Origin of the sequence: Phytohabitans rumicis, assembly GCF_011764445.1 — a bacterium.
Classification (GTDB): Bacteria; Actinomycetota; Actinomycetes; order Mycobacteriales; family Micromonosporaceae; genus Phytohabitans; species Phytohabitans rumicis.
Window position 1 is genome coordinate 6,209,403 of sequence record NZ_BLPG01000001.1, and the last position, 16,434, is coordinate 6,225,836.

The following is a 16,434-nucleotide window of genomic DNA, read 5'->3' on the forward strand; positions in this document are numbered from 1 at the left end:
CGTGCGGCTGCTGCTGGTCGAGGACGATGCCGCCCTCGCCGACGTGCTCCGCCGCGGGCTGGCCGCCGAGGGGCACGCGGTGGACGTCGTCGGCACGGGCGTGGACGCGCTGTGGGCCGCCCGCGAGCAGCCGTACGACCTGCTGGTCCTGGACTTGATGATCCCCGAGCCGGACGGGGTGGCGGTGACCCGGACGCTGCGCGGCGAGGAGCGCTGGGTGCCGATCCTCGTGCTCACCGCGCGGGACGCCGTGCCCGACCGGGTCGCCGCGCTCGACGCGGGCGCCGACGACTACCTGGTCAAGCCGGTCGCGCTGCCCGAGCTGCGGGCCCGCGTCCGGGCGCTGACCCGGCGCGCCCCGGCCCGCCGCCCCACCGTGCTCAGCGTGGCCGGGATCGCGCTCGACCCGGCCCGCCGTACGGTCGCCCGGGACGGCCGGGCGGTGGCCCTGTCGGCCAAGGAGTTCGCGCTGCTGCACGAGCTGATGCGGCACGCCGGCGAGGTGCTGTCCCGCACCTACCTGATCGACCACGTGTGGGACAGCGCGTACGAGGGCGGCTCCAACGTCGTCGACGTCTACGTCCGGTACCTGCGGGAAAAGCTGGACCGGCCGTTCGGGCGGCAGAGCATCCAGACGGTACGCGGCGCCGGCTACCGCCTCAGCGAGTCCTCCTGACCGCTGGCTTCCAAAATCCGCCGTACGGCCTTCCCATCCACCGTCTCCTGCTCCTGCAGCAGGCTGGTCAGCGCGTCCAGCGCCCGGCGGTGCCGGCGCAGCAGGTCCAGCGCGCGCTCCTCGGCCTCGCGCAGCAGCCGCGCCACCTCCTCGTCGATCCGGCGCTGCGTCGACTCGGAGAACGGCCGGGACAGCTCGGCGCCGCCGGGCAAGAACCCGGATCCGCTCTCGGCCGGGTAGCCGACCGGTCCCAGCGCCGGTGACAGCCCGAACTCGCGGACCATCTTCTGCGCCAGCCCGGTGGCGCTGGCCAGATCGTTGGCCGCGCCGGTGGACGCCTCGCCCAGCACCAGCAACTCCGCCGCCCGGCCGCCCATCCGTACGGCCAGCGAGTCCAGCAGGTACGCCTCGCCGTACAGGTGCCGCTCGGCGTCGGGCAGCTGTTCGGTCGCGCCCAGCGCCATGCCGGCCGGCAGGATGGTCACCTTGGCCACCGGGTCGGCGTGCGGGGACACCGCCGCGACCAGCGCGTGTCCGGACTCGTGGATGGCGACGGCCAGCTTCTCCTCCGGCAGCAGCAGGTTGCTGGACTCGCGGTGGCCGAGCAGGATCCGGTCCCGGGCCGCGTCGAAGTCCGCGGCGCCCACCTGGGTCCGCCCATCCCGTACGGCGTGGATCGCCGCCTCGTTGACCAAATTGGCCAGGTCCGCCCCGGAAAAGCCGGGCGTGGCCCGGGACACCACGTCGAAGTCCACGTCGGCGCCGACCGGCTTGCCACGCGCGTGCACGGTCAGGATCGCGGTGCGCTCGCGCTGCGCGGGCAGGCCCACGGTGACCTGGCGGTCGAACCGTCCGGGCCGCAGCAGCGCCGCGTCCAGCGTGTCCGGGCGGTTGGTCGCGGCGATCACCACCACGCCGCCGGCCTGGTCGAAGCCGTCCATCTCGGCGAGCATCTGGTTGAGCGTCTGCTCCCGCTCGTCGTTCCCGCCGCCGACGGCCAGCCCGCCGCGGCGCGCGCCCAGCGCGTCGATCTCGTCGATGAAGATGATGGACGGCGCGCGGCGGCGGGCGTCGGCGAAGAGGTCCCGCACCCGGGAGGCGCCCACGCCCACGAACATCTCCACGAAGCCCGACCCGGACACCGACAGGAACGGCACCCGCGCCTCGCCGGCCACCGCCCGCGCCAGCAAGGTCTTACCGGTGCCCGGCGGCCCGACCAGCAGCACCCCGCGCGGCCCGGTGGCGCCCAACGCCTGGTAGCGCTCCGGCCGGCGCAGGTAGTCGACGACCTCGCTGATCTCCTGCTTGACCGCGTCGTACCCGGCCACGTCGGAGAACCGGGTCGACGGCCGCTCGGTGTCGATGACCTTGGCGCGGGCCCGCCCGATGCCGCCGAAGCCACCCGGCCCGGTGATCTCGGCGATCCCCCGCGCCGCGCGCCGCCCGGTCCACCAGAAGAGCCCGACCAGCAGGACCAGCGGCGCGAAGCTGCCCAGCAGCGTCCACCACGAGAACCCGGACCGGGTCGCCGTGATCGTCACGTTGTGCGCCCGCAGGTCCTGCTCCAGCCCGGTCGAGCCGAGCGCGGTCGGCAACTGCGTGGAGAAGGCGCGGCCGCCCGTCAGTTTCCCGTCGACCGCGCCTTCGTCATTGATCGACACCTGCTTGACGTGCCCCGCCTCCACCTGCGTGACGAACTCGCTGTACGTGTAGTGCGCCGGCTCGGTGGTCAGCAGGGTCGGCGCGATCAGGAGCGCGAGCGTCAGCACCAGGCCGGCGGGGATCAGCCAGCGCCGCCATGCCGGGCGCCCCCGTGGCGCACCCGGCGGCTTTCGGGAGTCGATCGTCATGCCCCCACGGTCCGCCCGCGTCGGTGAGACAGTGATGAGAGCCCTCTGCGAGCGCCATCACAGCCCCCGCCCCGCCCGCCCCCGCTCGGGCCCGCGCGCCGCTTGCGGCCGCGCGCCGCTCGGGCGGTGCGTCGATCAAGGGCTTTTGCGTCGATCAAGGGCGAATGGTCGTGCTTTGATCTCTAAACCACGGCCATATGCCCTTGATCGGCGGGCAGGGCCTTGATCGGCGCGGCCGCGCGTCCCGCGAGCGCCATCACAGCACCGCGGTGGTGCGCGGCCGGCGCTGTGCCCGCACCGCACCGCGCGCCACGCCGGCGCGCAGCGCCGATCAAGGACTTTCGCGTCGATCAAGGGCGAACGGTCGTGCTTTGATCTCCAATCCACGGCCATTTGCCCTTGATCGGCGGGCAGGGCCTTGATCGGCGCGGCCGCCCGCCCCGCGAGCGCCATCGCAGCACCGCGGTGCGTGCATCGTGCCGGCGTGCAGCGCACTGCGGGGCACCGCGCGGTGCGCGGCCGGCGCTGTGCCCGCACCGCGCCGCGCGCCACGCCGGCGCGCAGCGCCGATCAAGGACTTTCGCGTCGATCAAGGGCGAATGGTCGTGCTTTGATCTCTAAACCACGGCCATATGCCCTTGATCGACGGGCAAGCCCTTGATCGACGCCACGCGCCAGCGCGCGGCGCGACCCGGTGCGCGCGGTGCGGTGCGCGCTGTGTGGCCGCGGAGGGTGGGGCCGGGCGGCCGCGCTGGGCGCCGGGGCGGGCGTGGCTGCGGGGGCAGGCGGGGCGCGAAGGCGGGAGTGGAGTCAGGCTTCTGGATCCAATCTGTAGCCTCCGAGATCCGTTAGCGCCTCGATGCTGTGCCGCCCGAACGGCCGGTCGACCTTGTCGCGTAGGTAGCGCACGTACGTGCCGACCAGTTCGGGGCCGTCGAGGGCCAGGTCCCACACGTCGTCGACCAGGTCGGCCGGGCTGAGGAGTTCGCCGGGCCGGCGCATGAACGCCTCCAGCAGCGCGAACTCCCGTGGCGACAGCGCGATCCGGGTCGCAGAACGCCGGACCACCTTGGATACCGGATCCAAAGTCAGGTCTCCGATCTGCAGAATGGCCGGCCGGGCGTGCGGGTGCCGCCGGATGATCGCGCGCAGTCGGGCGTACAGCTCGGCGAACGTGAACGGCTTCATCAGGTAGTCGTCCGCGCCGGCGTCCAGCCCGCGTACCCGGTCCGGCACCGCGTCCCGCGCGGTCACCAGCAGCACCGGCTCCCAGCGGCCCTCGGCACGCATCCGGCGGCACACCTCGAACCCGTCCGGCGGCGGGATCATCGCGTCGAGCACGACCGCGTCGTACCCGTTCTCGAAGATGCTCCAGAGCGCGTCCGGGCCGTTGTCGACCGCGTCGATGACGTACCCGATGCGTTCCAGGCCCCGCACCAGCAGCGCCGACATAGCCGGATCGTCCTCGACGACCAGCAGCCGCATCGCGGCGGGTGCCGTGCCAGCTGGCTCGCTCCGCTCGCTTTGGCGCCGGATGCCGGCAGACTCGGAGCTTGGCGCGGAGCGCCAAGCTCCGGACTCCGCCGGCCCGGGGGCCAGGTCGTCGCCCCAGCGGACACGCCCGTCCTGGTCGTTCGGTGAACTCATGAGGACACGCTGCGCCACCGTCGATGAGAGGACCATGAGGAGCGGGTCACCGCGCTGGTAGCCTCGCCGCCGTGACGACAACTGAACCCACCGTCGCCGATCTGGTGGCGGCGCTCGACCGGCGTTACCCGCCGGCCCAGGCAGAGTCCTGGGACCGGGTGGGACTCGTCCTGGGCGAGCCGGAGGCGCCGGTGCGCCGGGTGCTGTGCGTCGTCGACTGCGTGCCGGAGACGGTGGCGCAGGCCCTGGAGGTGGGCGCGGACCTGATCGTGGCCCACCACCCGCTGCTGCTGCGCGGGGTTTCCTCGGTGGCTCCTACGACGTACAAAGGACGCATCGTCCACCAGCTCATCAAGCGCGACGTGGCGCTCTTCGTCGCGCACACCAACGCCGATGTGGCCAACCCGGGTGTATCCGACGCGCTCGCCGCCCGGCTGGACCTGCGCGACCTGCGTCCGCTGCGGCCTCTCGACGGCGACGCCGGGCTCGGCACCGGCCGGATCGGCCGCCTACCGGCGCCCCTGACGCTCGCCGAGCTCACCCACGTCGCGGCCGGCGCTCTGCCACAGACCGCTTGGGGGGTACGCGCCGCGGGGCCACCCGATCGCGTGATCGAAACCCTGGCCGTGTGTGGTGGCGCGGGCGACTCGTTCCTGGCCGACGCGACCGCCGCGGGCGTCGACGCGTACCTGACCGCCGATCTGCGCCACCACCCGGTCAGCGAGCACCTCGCCGGTGGCGGCCCCGCCCTGCTCGACGCCGCGCACTGGGCGACCGAACGGCCGTGGCTCGACGACCTCGCGGCCCACCTGCGCGCCGCGTGTGGCGTGGAGGCCGTCGTCTCCGACCTCGACACCGATCCGTGGACCGTTCACCACTCGTTGTAACCGTGCACCACTCGTTGAAGGAGCCCCGCTCGTGAAGGCAGAACCGGAAGCCCAGCGGCGCCTGCTCGACCTCCAGGCGATCGACACCGCGCTGGCCCAGCTCGCCCACAAGCGCCGCACCCTACCGGAGCTGGCCGAGCTGGAGGCCCTCGCCCGGCAGCTGTCCGCGCTGGAAGACGAGCGGATCCGTGCCCAGGTGGCCGTCGACGACTTCGACCGCGACATCGCCCGGCTGGAGCGCGACGTCGACCAGGTGCGCACCCGCAAGGACAAGGACCAGGCCCGCCTCGACACGGGGCGCGGCCCGGCCCGCGAGTTGGAGGCGCTCCAGCACGAGCTGGCGTCGCTGACCCGCCGGCAGACCGAGCTGGAGGACGCCGAGCTGGAGCTGATGGAGCAGCGGGAGACCGCCCAGGCCACGCTCGACGAGCTGCTGGCCAAGCAGGCGGCCGGCAGGGAGACCCGCGAGGCGACGGAGGCCCGGCGCGACCAGACACTGGCCGAGATCACCAAGGAGGCGGAGTTCCGCAGCGGCGCCCGGCAGCCGCTGGTGGCCGACCTCCCGGCCGACCTGATCGCCCTCTACGACAAGATCCGCGAGTCGTCCGGCGGCCTCGGCGCGGCGCTGCTCAAGGCGGGCCGGTGTGGCGGGTGCCGGCTGGAGTTGTACGGCACCGAGCTGGCCCGGATCAAGGCCGCCCCCGCCGACGACGTGGTGCGCTGCGACGAGTGCCGCCGCATCATGGTCCGCACCGCGGAGTCCGGGCTGTGAGCCGGCGGTTGCGGGTGCTGGTCGAGGCGGACGGCGGGGCGCGGGGGAACCCCGGGCCGGCCGGGTACGGCGCGGTGGTCCGCGAGGCCAACACGGGTGAGGTGCTCGCCGAGCGGGCCGAGGCGCTGGGGGTCGCGACCAACAACGTCGCCGAGTACTCCGGGCTGCTCGCCGGCCTGCAGGCGGCCGCCGACCTGGGCGCGGTCGAGGTCGAGGTGCGCATGGACTCCAAGCTCGTCGTCGAGCAGATGTCCGGCCGCTGGCAGATCAAGCACCCCGGCCTGCGTCCGCTCGCCGCCCAGGCAGCCACGCTGGTACGCCGCTTCGACCAGGTGACGTTCACCTGGATCCCGCGCGAGCGCAACCGGCACGCCGACGCGTTGGCCAACAAGGCGATGGACGCCGCGGCCGGAAAGACCGACCCGCCGGGAAACGGTCAACCGGTGGGAAAAGGTCAGCCCGCGGCGCCGGCCGCGGGTAGCCCTCGCCGCTCCTGGGAGCCGCCGGCGACCACGCCCACCCGGCTGATCCTGGTACGCCACGGCGCGACCGAGCTGACCGCGCAGCGCCGCTACTCCGGTCGCGGCGACGTGCCGCTGTCCGACGTGGGACTGGCCCAGGCCCGGGCCACCGGCGTACGCGTGGCCGCGCTGGCGCCCTCCGTCGCCGCCGTGGTGACCTCGCCGCTGTCCCGCTGTACGCGTACCGCCGAGGAGATCAGCGCGGCGCTGGACGGGGCGCCCGTGGAGGTGGAGCCGGACCTGGTCGAGTGCGACTTCGGCGCCTGGGAGGGGCGGACGTTCGCCGACGTTCGTGCACAGTGGCCGGACGAGATGGATGCCTGGCTCGGGTCCACTGAGGAGGCCCCACCCGGCGGGGAGTCGTTCCGGGCGGTGGCAACGCGGGTACGTCGGGTGATGGCGATGCTGCAGAAGGGGTACCCGGAAAGCACTGTCGTGGTCGTTTCCCACGTCTCTCCACTGAAGATCCTGCTGCGCGACGCGCTCGGGGCCGGCGACGCCTTCCTGCACCGCCTCTACCTCGACCCCGCTGGCCTGTCCATCGTGGACACCTGGCCGGACGGCGGCGTGGCGGTGCGTTCGGTCAACGAGACCGCCCACCTGGCCTGAAGCTGGCTAGCTGAACGCGCGGATCAGCAGCACCACGCCAACCGCTGTGCCGAACGCCACGATGACCCCTTCAGGACGGCGCTCGGCAGCCGGCGGGCCAGCCGCGCGCCGGCGTACCCGCCGAGCATGGCGGCGGGCGCGAGCACCGCCACGGCGACCCAGTCGACCGGACCGAAGAGGGCGAACACGACCACGGTGGTCACACCCGTCACCGCGGACAGCACGTTCTTCACCGCCGTCACCCGTACGAGTGGTTCGTCGAGCACCAGGGCGAGCACGGCGACGAACATCACGCCGAGCGCCGCGCCGAAGTAGCCGCCGTACAGCGAGCCGAGCGCCACCATCGCCTGGAGCGCCAGCGCCTGCCGGCGTGGCGACAGGTCACGCGGGTGCCCGACGAGCCGGCGCAGCCGGTCCTGGAACGCGAGCACCGCCGTCGCGCCGAGCACGAGGAACGGCACCACGAGCTCGAACGCGCGCGCCGGCGTGGCGAGCAGGAGCGCGCAGCCGGCGATGCTGCCCACGGCCGCGGTGGGCACGAGCGCGCGTACCCGGCCGCGCGGTAGGTCCGCGCGGCTGCCCAGCACGCTCGCGACGTACCCGGGGGATACCGCGATCGAGTTGGTGACGTTGGCCGGTACGGGAGCCAGGCCCGCGGCGATAAGCGCGGGAAAGGTGATCAGAGAGCCGCCGCCCGCGACCGCGTTCACGATGCCCGCGCCGAGTCCGGCGATGACCAGAAGTGCCGCCTCATGAAGATCCATCGCCACCGAGGCTAGTACCATTGCTGGTGCGACGGACGAGTCGGCCGGGCGGTCGCGTCAGCTTCTATCGGGAGCTGCCGAGGAACGTCCGGACTCCACAGGGCAGGGTGGTTGTTAACGGCAACCCGGGGTGACCCGCGGGAAAGTGCCACAGAAAACAGACCGCCGGGCTTCGGCCCGGTAAGGGTGAAACGGTGGGGTAAGAGCCCACCAGCGTCCCGGGTGACCGGGGCGGCTCGGTAAACCCCACCCGGAGCAAGGCCAAGAAGGGCCACCGCCGCGAGGCGGTGGTCTGCGCAGGCGTTCGAGGACGGCCCGTCCGATGCCTGCGGGTAGGTCGCTAGAGCCTGTCGGCAACGGCAGGCCGAGATGGATGGCCGCCGCCGGCGAAGCACTCGCCGGCACAGAATCCGGCGTACAGGCCGACTCGTCCGTCGCACCGCACACATTGGATGGGGCGTGTCGCGCCCAGAATTTTTTCTGGCGCGGGCAACCCGGCTGGCTCCGCGATCGGCCTGTGCTAATGGCGGTAAATCCCTTATCGAATAAGGCTTTCTTCGGGTACGACGAAGGCGGGCGAGTCGCGTACCGTTGTCAGCCGGTCAGGTCTATTGTGGAGGCGCACCCGATTTTTCCGCCGAAAAGGTGGCGCTTGTTCGTTTTGCGGTGCACAGTGATCTCATGACCAACAGCGGAAGTGGCGCACGGCACTACTGGTGCTTGCGTCATCACCGCGTCGAGGACGATTCCAACTCGTGCCCGGCGAAGTACCAACTGGGTCCGTACGCGACCGCGGAAGAGGCGGCGCACGGGCTTGAGAAGGTCCGGGAGCGAAACGAAAAGTGGGACTCCGATGACGCCCGCTGGTCCGGGGAGGACAACTAACCGGAGCGAATCGCTGCGCAAGGCCAAAGGGGCCGCGCGAGGATCGCAATCGCAAGGAGGAGACAGAGATGGCCGTAGCGAAGAAGGCCACGAGCACCGGGGCCGCGAAACGCGCGGCTGCCAAGAGCACCGCGGTGACGCCCGAGGCTGAGCCGACGGCGGACGCCGCGCCGAAGACCACCGTGGCGGCGGCAGCAACCGCTCGGAAGACCGTCACGAGCAAGGCCGCGGCCAAGAAGGCGCCGGCCCGGAAGACCACCACCACCGCGGCGAAGAAGACGGCGGCCAAGAAGACGACCACCGCGCGCAAGACGACCACGGCGGCCAAGAAGACCGCCGCGAAGAAGACGGCTCCCGCGTCGCGGACCGCCGCGAAGAAGGCGCCGGCTAAGAAGGCCGTGGCCAAGAAGACGACGACCGCCAAGCGCACCGCGACGGCGGCGAAGAAGACGACGACGGCTGCGAAGAAGACGGCGACCGCCAAGAAGACGACGGCGGCGGCGAAGAAGACCACCGCGGCGAAGAAGACGACGACGGCGCGGAAGACCGCGGCGACGAAGGCGACGACCGCTCGCAAGACCGCGGCGACGAAGACGACTACCGCGAAGAAGGCGCCGGCGAAGACGACCGCCGCCAAGAAGACCACGACCGCCGCCAAGCGCACCACCACTGCGGCCAAGAAGGCGCCGGCGCGCAAGGCGACCGCACGCAAGAGCGTACGGACCACTACCCGCTAGTGCGGACAACGTGTGGGGCGTCGGTAAGAATGACCGAGTGGTGATTCGACGCGTACTGGCGCCCCGCATTGATTTCAGCGCACTGCGCCGCGAGTTGGAACTGCCGGAGGCGTTCCCGCCCGCGGCGCAGCGCGAAGCGGAAGAGGCGGTCGCCGGCACCGCGCTGCCGGCCGCCGACCGCACGGACGTCCCGTTCGTCACGATCGACCCGCCCACGTCGCGCGATCTCGATCAGGCGATGTGCCTGCAACGGCGCGCCGGCGGCGGGTACCGCGTGCACTACGCCATCGCCGACGTCGCCGCGTACGTGCGACCGGGCGGCGCGCTGGAGGCGGAGACCTGGAAGCGCGGCCAGACCGTCTACCTGCCGGACAGCAAGGTCCCGCTGCACCCGGTCGCGCTGAGCGAGGACGCGGTCAGCCTCCTGCCCGATGTCGAGCGGGCCGCCGTGGTGTGGACGATCGACCTCGACGCGGACGGGTCCACTGTGGCCGTACGGCTGGAGCGGGCGCGGGTGCGTAGCCGGGCGAAGCTGGACTACGCCGGCGTACAGGCCGACCTGGCAGCCGGGCGGCTGGCGGAACCGATCGCCGCGCTGCCCGAGATCGGCGCGCTCCTGGTCGCCAGAGGGCTGAACCGGGGCGCCATCAGCCTCCCGCTCCCCGAGCAGGACATCGAACCGGACAACGGCGGCTGGCGGCTCGTGCTGCGCGCGCCGTACCCGGTCGAGGAGTTCAACGCGCAGATCTCGCTGCTGACCGGGATGGCCGCCGCCGACATCATGCTCGCCGGCGGGATCGGGCTACTGCGCACCATGCCGGCGCCGCGCCCGGACGCGATCCGGCGGCTCCGTACCGCCGCTGCCGGCCTCGGCATCGAGTGGCCCGACGGCGCCGCGGTGGGGCGGGTGGTGGCGAGCATCGACCCGGCACAGCCGCGCGCGGCGGCGTTCCTCGACCACGCGGCCGAGCTGATGCGCGGCGCGGGCTACACGGCGTTCGACGGGAAGGTGCCGGACGACCCGGGCCACGGCGCGGTGGCCGCCCCGTACGCCCACGTGACGGCGCCGCTGCGCCGCCTGGCCGACCGGTACGCCACGGAGGTCTGCCTGGCCCTGCACGGCGGCGCACAGGTGCCCGACTGGGCCGGCACGGCACTGTCCCAACTGCCGGATGTGATGGCCGGCACCGACCGGGCCGCGTCGGCGGCCGAGCGCGGCGCGGTCGACCTCACCGAGGCGGTGCTGCTGTCCGGCCGGGTGGGCGAGGAGTTCGACGCGGCCGTGCTGGACGTCGACGACCGCCCGAAGCGCACGCCGGGCGGGTTGGTCGCGCTCGACGAGCCGCCGGTGCGCGCCCGGTGCGAGGGCGAGCTGCCGCTGGGGGAGCGGATCCGGGTACGGCTGGTGACGGCCGACCCCGGGCAGCGCAAGGTGCTTTTCACGCGGGCGGGTTGAACATCACAAGTCCGGCGGTGGGCGCGGGTGGGAGGATGCGTGCATGGCTTACGACGCGACCGCCCTGCCCGACGTGACCGGCCACGTGGTCGGCATCATCGGCGGCACCGGAGACCAGGGGCGCGGGCTGGCCTACCGCTTCGCGCGCGCCGGCCAGACCGTGCTCATCGGCAGCCGCGCGGCGGAGCGCGCCGTGCACGCGGCGGCGGAGATCGCGAGCCTGCCCGGCGTGACCCGCGCCCCCGAGGGCGGCGGCAACGTCGACGTGGCCCGCCGCTCCGACGTCGTCATCATCGCGGTGCCGTGGGACGGCCACGCGGCCACGGTCGCGTCGCTGCGCGAGCCGCTCGCCGGCAAGCTGGTCGTCGACTGCGTCAACCCGCTGGGCTTCGACAAGCAGGGCCCGTACGCGCTGCCGGTCGCCGAGGGGAGCGCGGTCCAGCAGTGCGCCGCGCTGCTGCCGGACTCGACGGTGTGCGCCGCGTTCAACCACGTCAGCGCGCCGCTGCTGGCCGACCCCGAGGTCGACCGGATCGACCTGGACGTGCTGGTCTGCGGGGAGGACCGGGACGCGGTGCAGACGGTCGCCGCGCTCGCCGGGCGCATCCCGGGCATGCGCGGGGTGTACGCCGGCCGGCTGCGCAACGCCCACCAGATCGAGGCGTTCACGGCCAACCTCATCGCCATCAACAAGCGCTACAAGGCGCACGCGGGCGTGCGGGTCACCGACCTGTGAAGCGCGACGACCTCGGCGCCGAGGCGGCCCTCGCCGGTCCGCCCCGCCGGGTCGTCTCCCTCGTGCCGTCGCTGACCGAGGCGATCGCGGTGAGCGTGCCGGGGCTGCTCGTCGGGGCGACCGACTATTGCACCCATCCGCCCGGACTCGACGTGCCGCGGGTGGGCGGCTCGAAGTACCCGTCGGTGGAGCGCGTGCTTTCCCTCGTACCCGATGTGGTGGTGGCGAACGCGGAGGAGAACCGGCGGGAGGACGTCGAGGCGCTGCGGGTCGCCGGTGTGCCGGTGTGGGTGACGTATCCGCGGACGCTGGACGAGGCGTTCGCGTCGCTGGAGCGGATGCTGGCGCTGCTCGGCGCGCCGGCGCCGCGGTGGCTGGGCGAGGCGCGGGCGGCGTGGGCGCCGCCCGCGGCCGGACCGCCGCGGCGGGCGGTCGTGCCGGTCTGGCGCCGGCCGTGGGTGGTTTTGGGCGGGGGTACGTTCGCCGGCGACGTCCTGCTGCGGCTGGGCATCGTCAACGAGTACGCCGAGTCGCCCGACCGCTATCCCCGCCCGCCCTTGGCGGAGATCGTGGCTCGCCGTCCCGACCTGGTCGTGCTCCCCGACGAGCCATATGCGTTCACGGCGGAGGACGGCCCCGAGTCGTTCCCCGGCATCCCCTACGCGCTGGTGTCCGGCCGCCACCTCACGTGGTACGGCCCGTCGCTGGCCGAGGCCCGCCCGGTCCTCTCCACCGTGATCAAGGCGTCCCTCAAGTCGCTATAACGACTTGAGGGACGCCTTGATCACTGAGATGGGGGCTAGTGGAAGGCGTGCTCGGGGCCGGGGAACTCGCCGCCGCGGACCTCCTCCGCGAACTGCTGCGTCGCGGCGGTCAGCGCGCCGGCCAGGTCGGCGTAGCGCTTGACGAAGCGGGGGCCCTTGCCGGTGCGGAGGCCGGCCATGTCCTGCCAGACGAGCACCTGCGCGTCGGTGTCCGGGCCCGCGCCGATGCCGACCGTCGGGATCGCCAGGTCGTGGGTGATCCGCTTGGCGACCTCGCTGGTCACCATCTCCAGCACGACCGCGAACGCGCCGGCCTCGGCGACCGCGTGCGCGTCGGCCACCACGTCCTCGGCCGCGTCGCCGCGCCCCTGCACCCGGTAGCCGCCGATGACGTGCTCGCTCTGCGGGGTGAAGCCGACGTGGGCCATCACCGGGATGCCGGCGCCCGTGATCGCGGCGATCTGCGCGGCCACCCGGCGCCCGCCTTCGAGCTTGACGGCGTGGCAGCCGCCCTCCTTCATGAACCGCACGGCGGTGCGGAGCGCCTGCGTCGGCCCCTCCTCGTACGAGCCGAACGGCAGGTCGCCGACCACGAGCGTGCGCTTGGTGGCGCGTACGACGGCGCGGACCAGGGGGAGCAGGTCGTCGACCGTGACCGGGACGGTGGTCTCGTAGCCGAACACGTTGTTGGCCGCGGAGTCGCCGACGAGCAGGACCGGGATGCCGGCCTCGTCGAAGATCGACGCGGTGTACTGGTCGTACGAGGTGAGCATCGGCCAGCGCTCGCCGCGCTGCTTGGCCGCGATCAGGTCACGGGTACGAACCCGTCGGGTGGTGGGGCCGCCATACAGGGTCGGCTCTGACATCGTCGTCTCCTCTCGCCTCGAGGCCGCGCTTTTTGCGGTCCCCGGGCCTACGCCGATGGTCGCATCGACGAAGGGACGGACGTCAGGTGTTAGTGGAAGATTTCACACGCGTTACGCCAGTGTGGGCGGTTGGCCCGCCAGCAGCTCGGTCAGCAGCACCGCTTGGTGGCTGACATAGGCCGGCTCGCCCCGCTCGTCCCGTCCGAGCTGGTACTGGTGGACTGTTGTGTCGTTGCCGCCGCGTTCCACACGCCAGTAGTAGACGATGCCGGCGCGTGCGTATTCGTCCGGCTTGATCATGCGGTCGAGTTTCTCCGAACCACGCGAGACGATCTCGACGACCAATGCCACGTCGGCGGGATCTACCCACACGGTCCGGCCGTCGGGACGGCGGCGCGTGATGAGGAGGTCGGGACAGCGTCCCGATGTCCGTTCGCTGATGCGCAGACCCGGGGTTGCGAGCACCAGATCGCTGTCGCATCCGTTTGTAATGAACCAAATGGCCAGCCGCATCATTACCTGTTGGTGATCGACGTCGGCTGGCGCCATGACGAGGAGGTTACCGTTATCCAGCTCGTAGCGATGCCCGCTGTCGCGGGCGGCGAGTTCGGCGACGTCGTCGAGGGTGAGCTCGCGGTTGGGCAGCTCGACCCGAGCGGCTGGCCCTGGATGCACGGTGGTCATGGCACCTCCCTTCAACCAGGCAAGTCTAGCTGCTCGATGGCTCGCGCCAGCGGTTCGTGATGGGCAGGCGGCGGTCCCGGCCGAACGCCTTGATCGATATCTTGGTGCCGGGCGCGGCCTGGCGGCGCTTGTACTCGGCCCCGTCCACCAGCCGCAGCACCCGGTCCACCACGGCCGGGTCGTGACCCTCCGCGACCAGCTCGTCCCGGCCCTTGTCACCGTCGACGTACCCGGCGAGGATCGCGTCCAGCTCGGCGTAGTCCGGGAGCGAGTCGGTGTCGAGCTGTCCGGGCCGCAGCTCGGCGCTCGGCGGCTTGGTGATCGAGCTGTCCGGGATGGGCGGCTCGCTGCCGCGCCGCTCGGCCTCGGCGTTGCGCCACGTGGCGAGCTTCCACACCAGCGTCTTCGGGACGTCCTTGAGTGGGTTGAAGCCGCCGACCGAGTCACCGTACAAAGTGGAGTAGCCGACGGCCAGCTCGCTCTTGTTGCCGGTGGTCAGCACCAGGTGACCCTCCTGGTTGGACAGTGCCATGAGGATCACGCCGCGCACCCGGGCCTGGAGGTTTTCCACCGCGAGGCCGGACAGCGACATGTTCGCCAGGAAGGCGTCGACCATCGGCTGGATCGCCTCGACCCGGTAGTCGAGCCCGGTGCGCTTGGCGAGGTCGGCCGCGTCGTCGCGGGAGTGGCCGGACGAGTGCTGGCTGGGCATGGAGACGCCGACCACCCGGTGCGGGCCGAGCGCGTCCACCGCGATCGCGGCGACCACGGAGGAGTCGATGCCGCCGGACAGGCCCAGGACGACCGACCGGAAGCCGTTCTTGTCCACGTAGTCGCGCAGTCCCAGCACCAGCGCGTGCCACACCTCGGCCTCGTTCGTGACGCGCACGGCGATGCCGCCCTCCACGGTGCCGGCCGGCGCGGCGGGCAGCGGCGCCACGGCGACGCGGTCCACCCTCATCTCGCCGAGGTCGCCGGTCGGCGCGTCGAGTGCGGCGGGCGGCAGCTCCACGTCGTGGATGAGCAGGTGCTCGGCGAACTGCGGGAGCGGGCGAGCAGCGTCCCGTCGGCGGCCACCACGATCGAGTCGCCGTCGAAGACCAGCTCGTCCTGGCCGCCGACCATGTTGACGTACGCCACCGCGGCACCGGCCTCGGCGGCGCGGCGCTGCACGAGCGGCAGCCGTACGTCGTCCTTGTCCAGCTCGTACGGCGAGCCGTTGATGTTGACGACCAGCCCGACGCGCGCCTGCCGGGCCACCGCGAACGGCCCGCCGGCCTGCCAGATGTCCTCGCACACGGTCAGCGCCACGTCGACCCCCGCCATCCGTACGACGGTCAGCGTGTCGCCGGGCACGAAGTAGCGGTCCTCGTCGAACACCCCGTAGTTGGGCAGGTGGTGCTTGTAGTAGGTGGCCGCCACCCGACCGCCGTGCAGCAGCGCGAGCGCGTCCCGGGGGCCGCGGTCGGGCGACGCCTCGGAGCTGACCCGGGCCGGCCCGTCGGCGTCCAGGTAGCCCACCACGACGGGCAGGTCGCCCAGGCCGTCCCCGGCCAGGTCGGCGGCGAGCCGGTGCAGCGCCGCCTGGGACGCCGCCACGAACGACTCGCGGAAGACCAGGTCCTCGACGGGGTAACCGGTCAGCATCATCTCCGGGAACGCCACCAGTTGGGCACCGGAGTCGGCGGCGGCCCGGCTCCATTCGCGCACGATGGCCGCGTTGCCAGGCAGGTCGCCGACGGTCGGGTTTACCTGGGCGAGGGCGAGACGCAAGGTCGGCATGGGTCCATCTTCCCCGGTCCGCCCCACTCGCGCGCTATGAGATTGCGCGCGGCCGCCCGGTCCAGCGCCCGGTCGAGGGTGCTCGCCACCTGCTCGGGCCCGACCGCGGCCGGCCCCAGCTCGCGGAGCACGGACAGCACCGAGCCGAGCCGGCCGGCCGCCAGATAGCCGTACCGGGTGACACCGTTGCCGCTGGTGGTGAGGCGCACCGCGTACGCCTCATCGCCGACCCGCCCGACCGCCATCTCGCGCAATTGCACCCGGACGGCCGTGCCGTCCTCCAGCCGGGCGTCGAACTGGGGCACGAGCCCGACGCGCGCCGCAGCTCCCCGACGGCGCGGGCGGCGCCGCCCGGCTCGAAGAGCGCCAGTGCCTGGCGCAGCAGCGCCCCGGTTTCCGGCCCGGCGTAGCCGCCGACGGCCCGCTCGGTGGCGCCCGCACCGGCCACGTCCCACGGGCGCTCGAAGAGCGTCCGGCACCCCTCGGTGCGCCCCCGGCCGGCGGCTGCGGGCTCGGGCGTCGCGGTGGCGTCGCGGTAGCCCTCCGGCAGATCGCCGCCGGACAGCAGCGCGTCGGCCAGCTCCGGCTGCATCGCGGTCAGCGGTCCGAGCTGCGCGGACGGGCTCGCGTCCGCCGCCGACGGAGCCCCGTCGGTCACCCGCACGTGGATCACACCAGCCAGCACGAGTACGACCGTGAGCGCACCGCCGAGCGCGACGCCGCCCGTGATCGTGCGCCGGCGCGGCCAGTTCCATGGCATGGCGTCGTCCCCTCCCGTACGTTTGGTATCAACGGCCA

Annotated in this window: 13 protein-coding genes, 1 other RNA gene and 2 pseudogenes; 9 read left to right on the forward strand and 7 right to left on the reverse strand. The window is 72.8% G+C overall.

Features of this window, described 5'->3' with window-relative positions:
- The first annotated feature begins 1 nt into the window (after position 1).
- Positions 2 to 676, forward strand: coding sequence for a response regulator transcription factor (locus Prum_RS28265; protein ID WP_173079249.1), 675 nt, complete (start codon positions 2 to 4; stop codon positions 674 to 676).
- Here Prum_RS28265 and ftsH read toward each other — a convergent pair.
- Complete coding sequence (gene ftsH, locus Prum_RS28270) at positions 652 to 2,526, reverse strand: ATP-dependent zinc metalloprotease FtsH (RefSeq protein WP_173079250.1); 1,875 nt, start codon at positions 2,524 to 2,526, stop codon at positions 652 to 654. The genes Prum_RS28265 and ftsH overlap by 25 nt on opposite strands.
- 810 nt (positions 2,527 to 3,336) lie before the next feature.
- Positions 3,337 to 4,173: a response regulator transcription factor gene (locus Prum_RS28275; RefSeq protein WP_246278146.1), complete on the reverse strand. Its 837-nt coding sequence runs from the start codon at positions 4,171 to 4,173 to the stop codon at positions 3,337 to 3,339.
- 71 nt (positions 4,174 to 4,244) lie between these two features.
- On the opposite strand from Prum_RS28275, the gene Prum_RS28280 reads away from it, so the two are divergent.
- Genes Prum_RS28280 through Prum_RS28290 form a run of 3 tightly spaced genes read left to right on the forward strand, consistent with a single transcriptional unit; the run spans position 4,245 to position 6,962 of the window.
- A complete protein-coding gene (locus Prum_RS28280) occupies positions 4,245 to 5,060 on the forward strand; it encodes a Nif3-like dinuclear metal center hexameric protein (protein ID WP_246278147.1) in 816 nt (271 codons plus the stop codon).
- 31 nt (positions 5,061 to 5,091) lie between these two features.
- The gene (locus Prum_RS28285) at positions 5,092 to 5,832 is read left to right on the forward strand and encodes a zinc ribbon domain-containing protein (protein ID WP_173079251.1); all 741 of its coding nucleotides are present in this window, start codon (positions 5,092 to 5,094) and stop codon (positions 5,830 to 5,832) included.
- Positions 5,829 to 6,962: a bifunctional RNase H/acid phosphatase gene (locus Prum_RS28290; protein WP_173079252.1), complete on the forward strand. Its 1,134-nt coding sequence runs from the start codon at positions 5,829 to 5,831 to the stop codon at positions 6,960 to 6,962. Before Prum_RS28285 ends, Prum_RS28290 begins: the two co-directional genes overlap by 4 nt.
- Before the next feature lie 6 nt (positions 6,963 to 6,968).
- On the opposite strand, the pseudogene Prum_RS28295 reads toward Prum_RS28290, so the two are convergent.
- Positions 6,969 to 7,726, reverse strand: a pseudogene (locus Prum_RS28295) (sulfite exporter TauE/SafE family protein).
- A 36-nt stretch (positions 7,727 to 7,762) separates the two neighbouring features.
- On the opposite strand from Prum_RS28295, the gene rnpB reads away from it, so the two are divergent.
- The 5 genes from rnpB to Prum_RS28320 all read left to right on the forward strand — a co-directional run bounded on the left by rnpB (position 7,763) and on the right by Prum_RS28320 (position 12,304).
- Positions 7,763 to 8,160, forward strand: an RNA gene (rnpB, locus tag Prum_RS28300) — RNase P RNA component class A.
- Between the two features lie 519 nt (positions 8,161 to 8,679).
- Positions 8,680 to 9,348: a histone H1 gene (locus tag Prum_RS28305; protein ID WP_173079253.1), complete on the forward strand. Its 669-nt coding sequence runs from the start codon at positions 8,680 to 8,682 to the stop codon at positions 9,346 to 9,348.
- Positions 9,349 to 9,385: 37 nt separating this feature from the next.
- Positions 9,386 to 10,804: an RNB domain-containing ribonuclease gene (locus Prum_RS28310; RefSeq protein ID WP_173079254.1), complete on the forward strand. Its 1,419-nt coding sequence runs from the start codon at positions 9,386 to 9,388 to the stop codon at positions 10,802 to 10,804.
- A 43-nt stretch (positions 10,805 to 10,847) separates the two neighbouring features.
- Positions 10,848 to 11,540: an NADPH-dependent F420 reductase gene (gene npdG / locus Prum_RS28315; RefSeq protein WP_173079255.1), complete on the forward strand. Its 693-nt coding sequence runs from the start codon at positions 10,848 to 10,850 to the stop codon at positions 11,538 to 11,540.
- Positions 11,537 to 12,304, forward strand: coding sequence for a helical backbone metal receptor (locus Prum_RS28320; RefSeq protein WP_173079256.1), 768 nt, complete (start codon positions 11,537 to 11,539; stop codon positions 12,302 to 12,304). Before npdG ends, Prum_RS28320 begins: the two co-directional genes overlap by 4 nt.
- A gap of 35 nt (positions 12,305 to 12,339) precedes the next feature.
- Here Prum_RS28320 and panB read toward each other — a convergent pair whose 3' ends face one another.
- The 4 genes and pseudogenes from panB to Prum_RS28340 form a co-directional block, all read right to left on the reverse strand.
- Positions 12,340 to 13,170 (reverse strand): 3-methyl-2-oxobutanoate hydroxymethyltransferase, encoded by an 831-nt coding sequence (gene panB / locus Prum_RS28325; protein WP_173079257.1) that lies wholly within the window; start codon positions 13,168 to 13,170, stop codon positions 12,340 to 12,342.
- Between the two features lie 111 nt (positions 13,171 to 13,281).
- A complete protein-coding gene (locus tag Prum_RS28330; protein ID WP_173079258.1) occupies positions 13,282 to 13,854 on the reverse strand; it encodes a Uma2 family endonuclease in 573 nt (190 codons plus the stop codon).
- Positions 13,855 to 13,879: 25 nt separating this feature from the next.
- Positions 13,880 to 15,636, reverse strand: a pseudogene (locus Prum_RS28335) (NAD+ synthase).
- Between the two features lie 34 nt (positions 15,637 to 15,670).
- A complete protein-coding gene (locus Prum_RS28340) occupies positions 15,671 to 16,396 on the reverse strand; it encodes a hypothetical protein (protein WP_173079259.1) in 726 nt (241 codons plus the stop codon).
- Positions 16,397 to 16,434 lie beyond the last annotated feature (38 nt).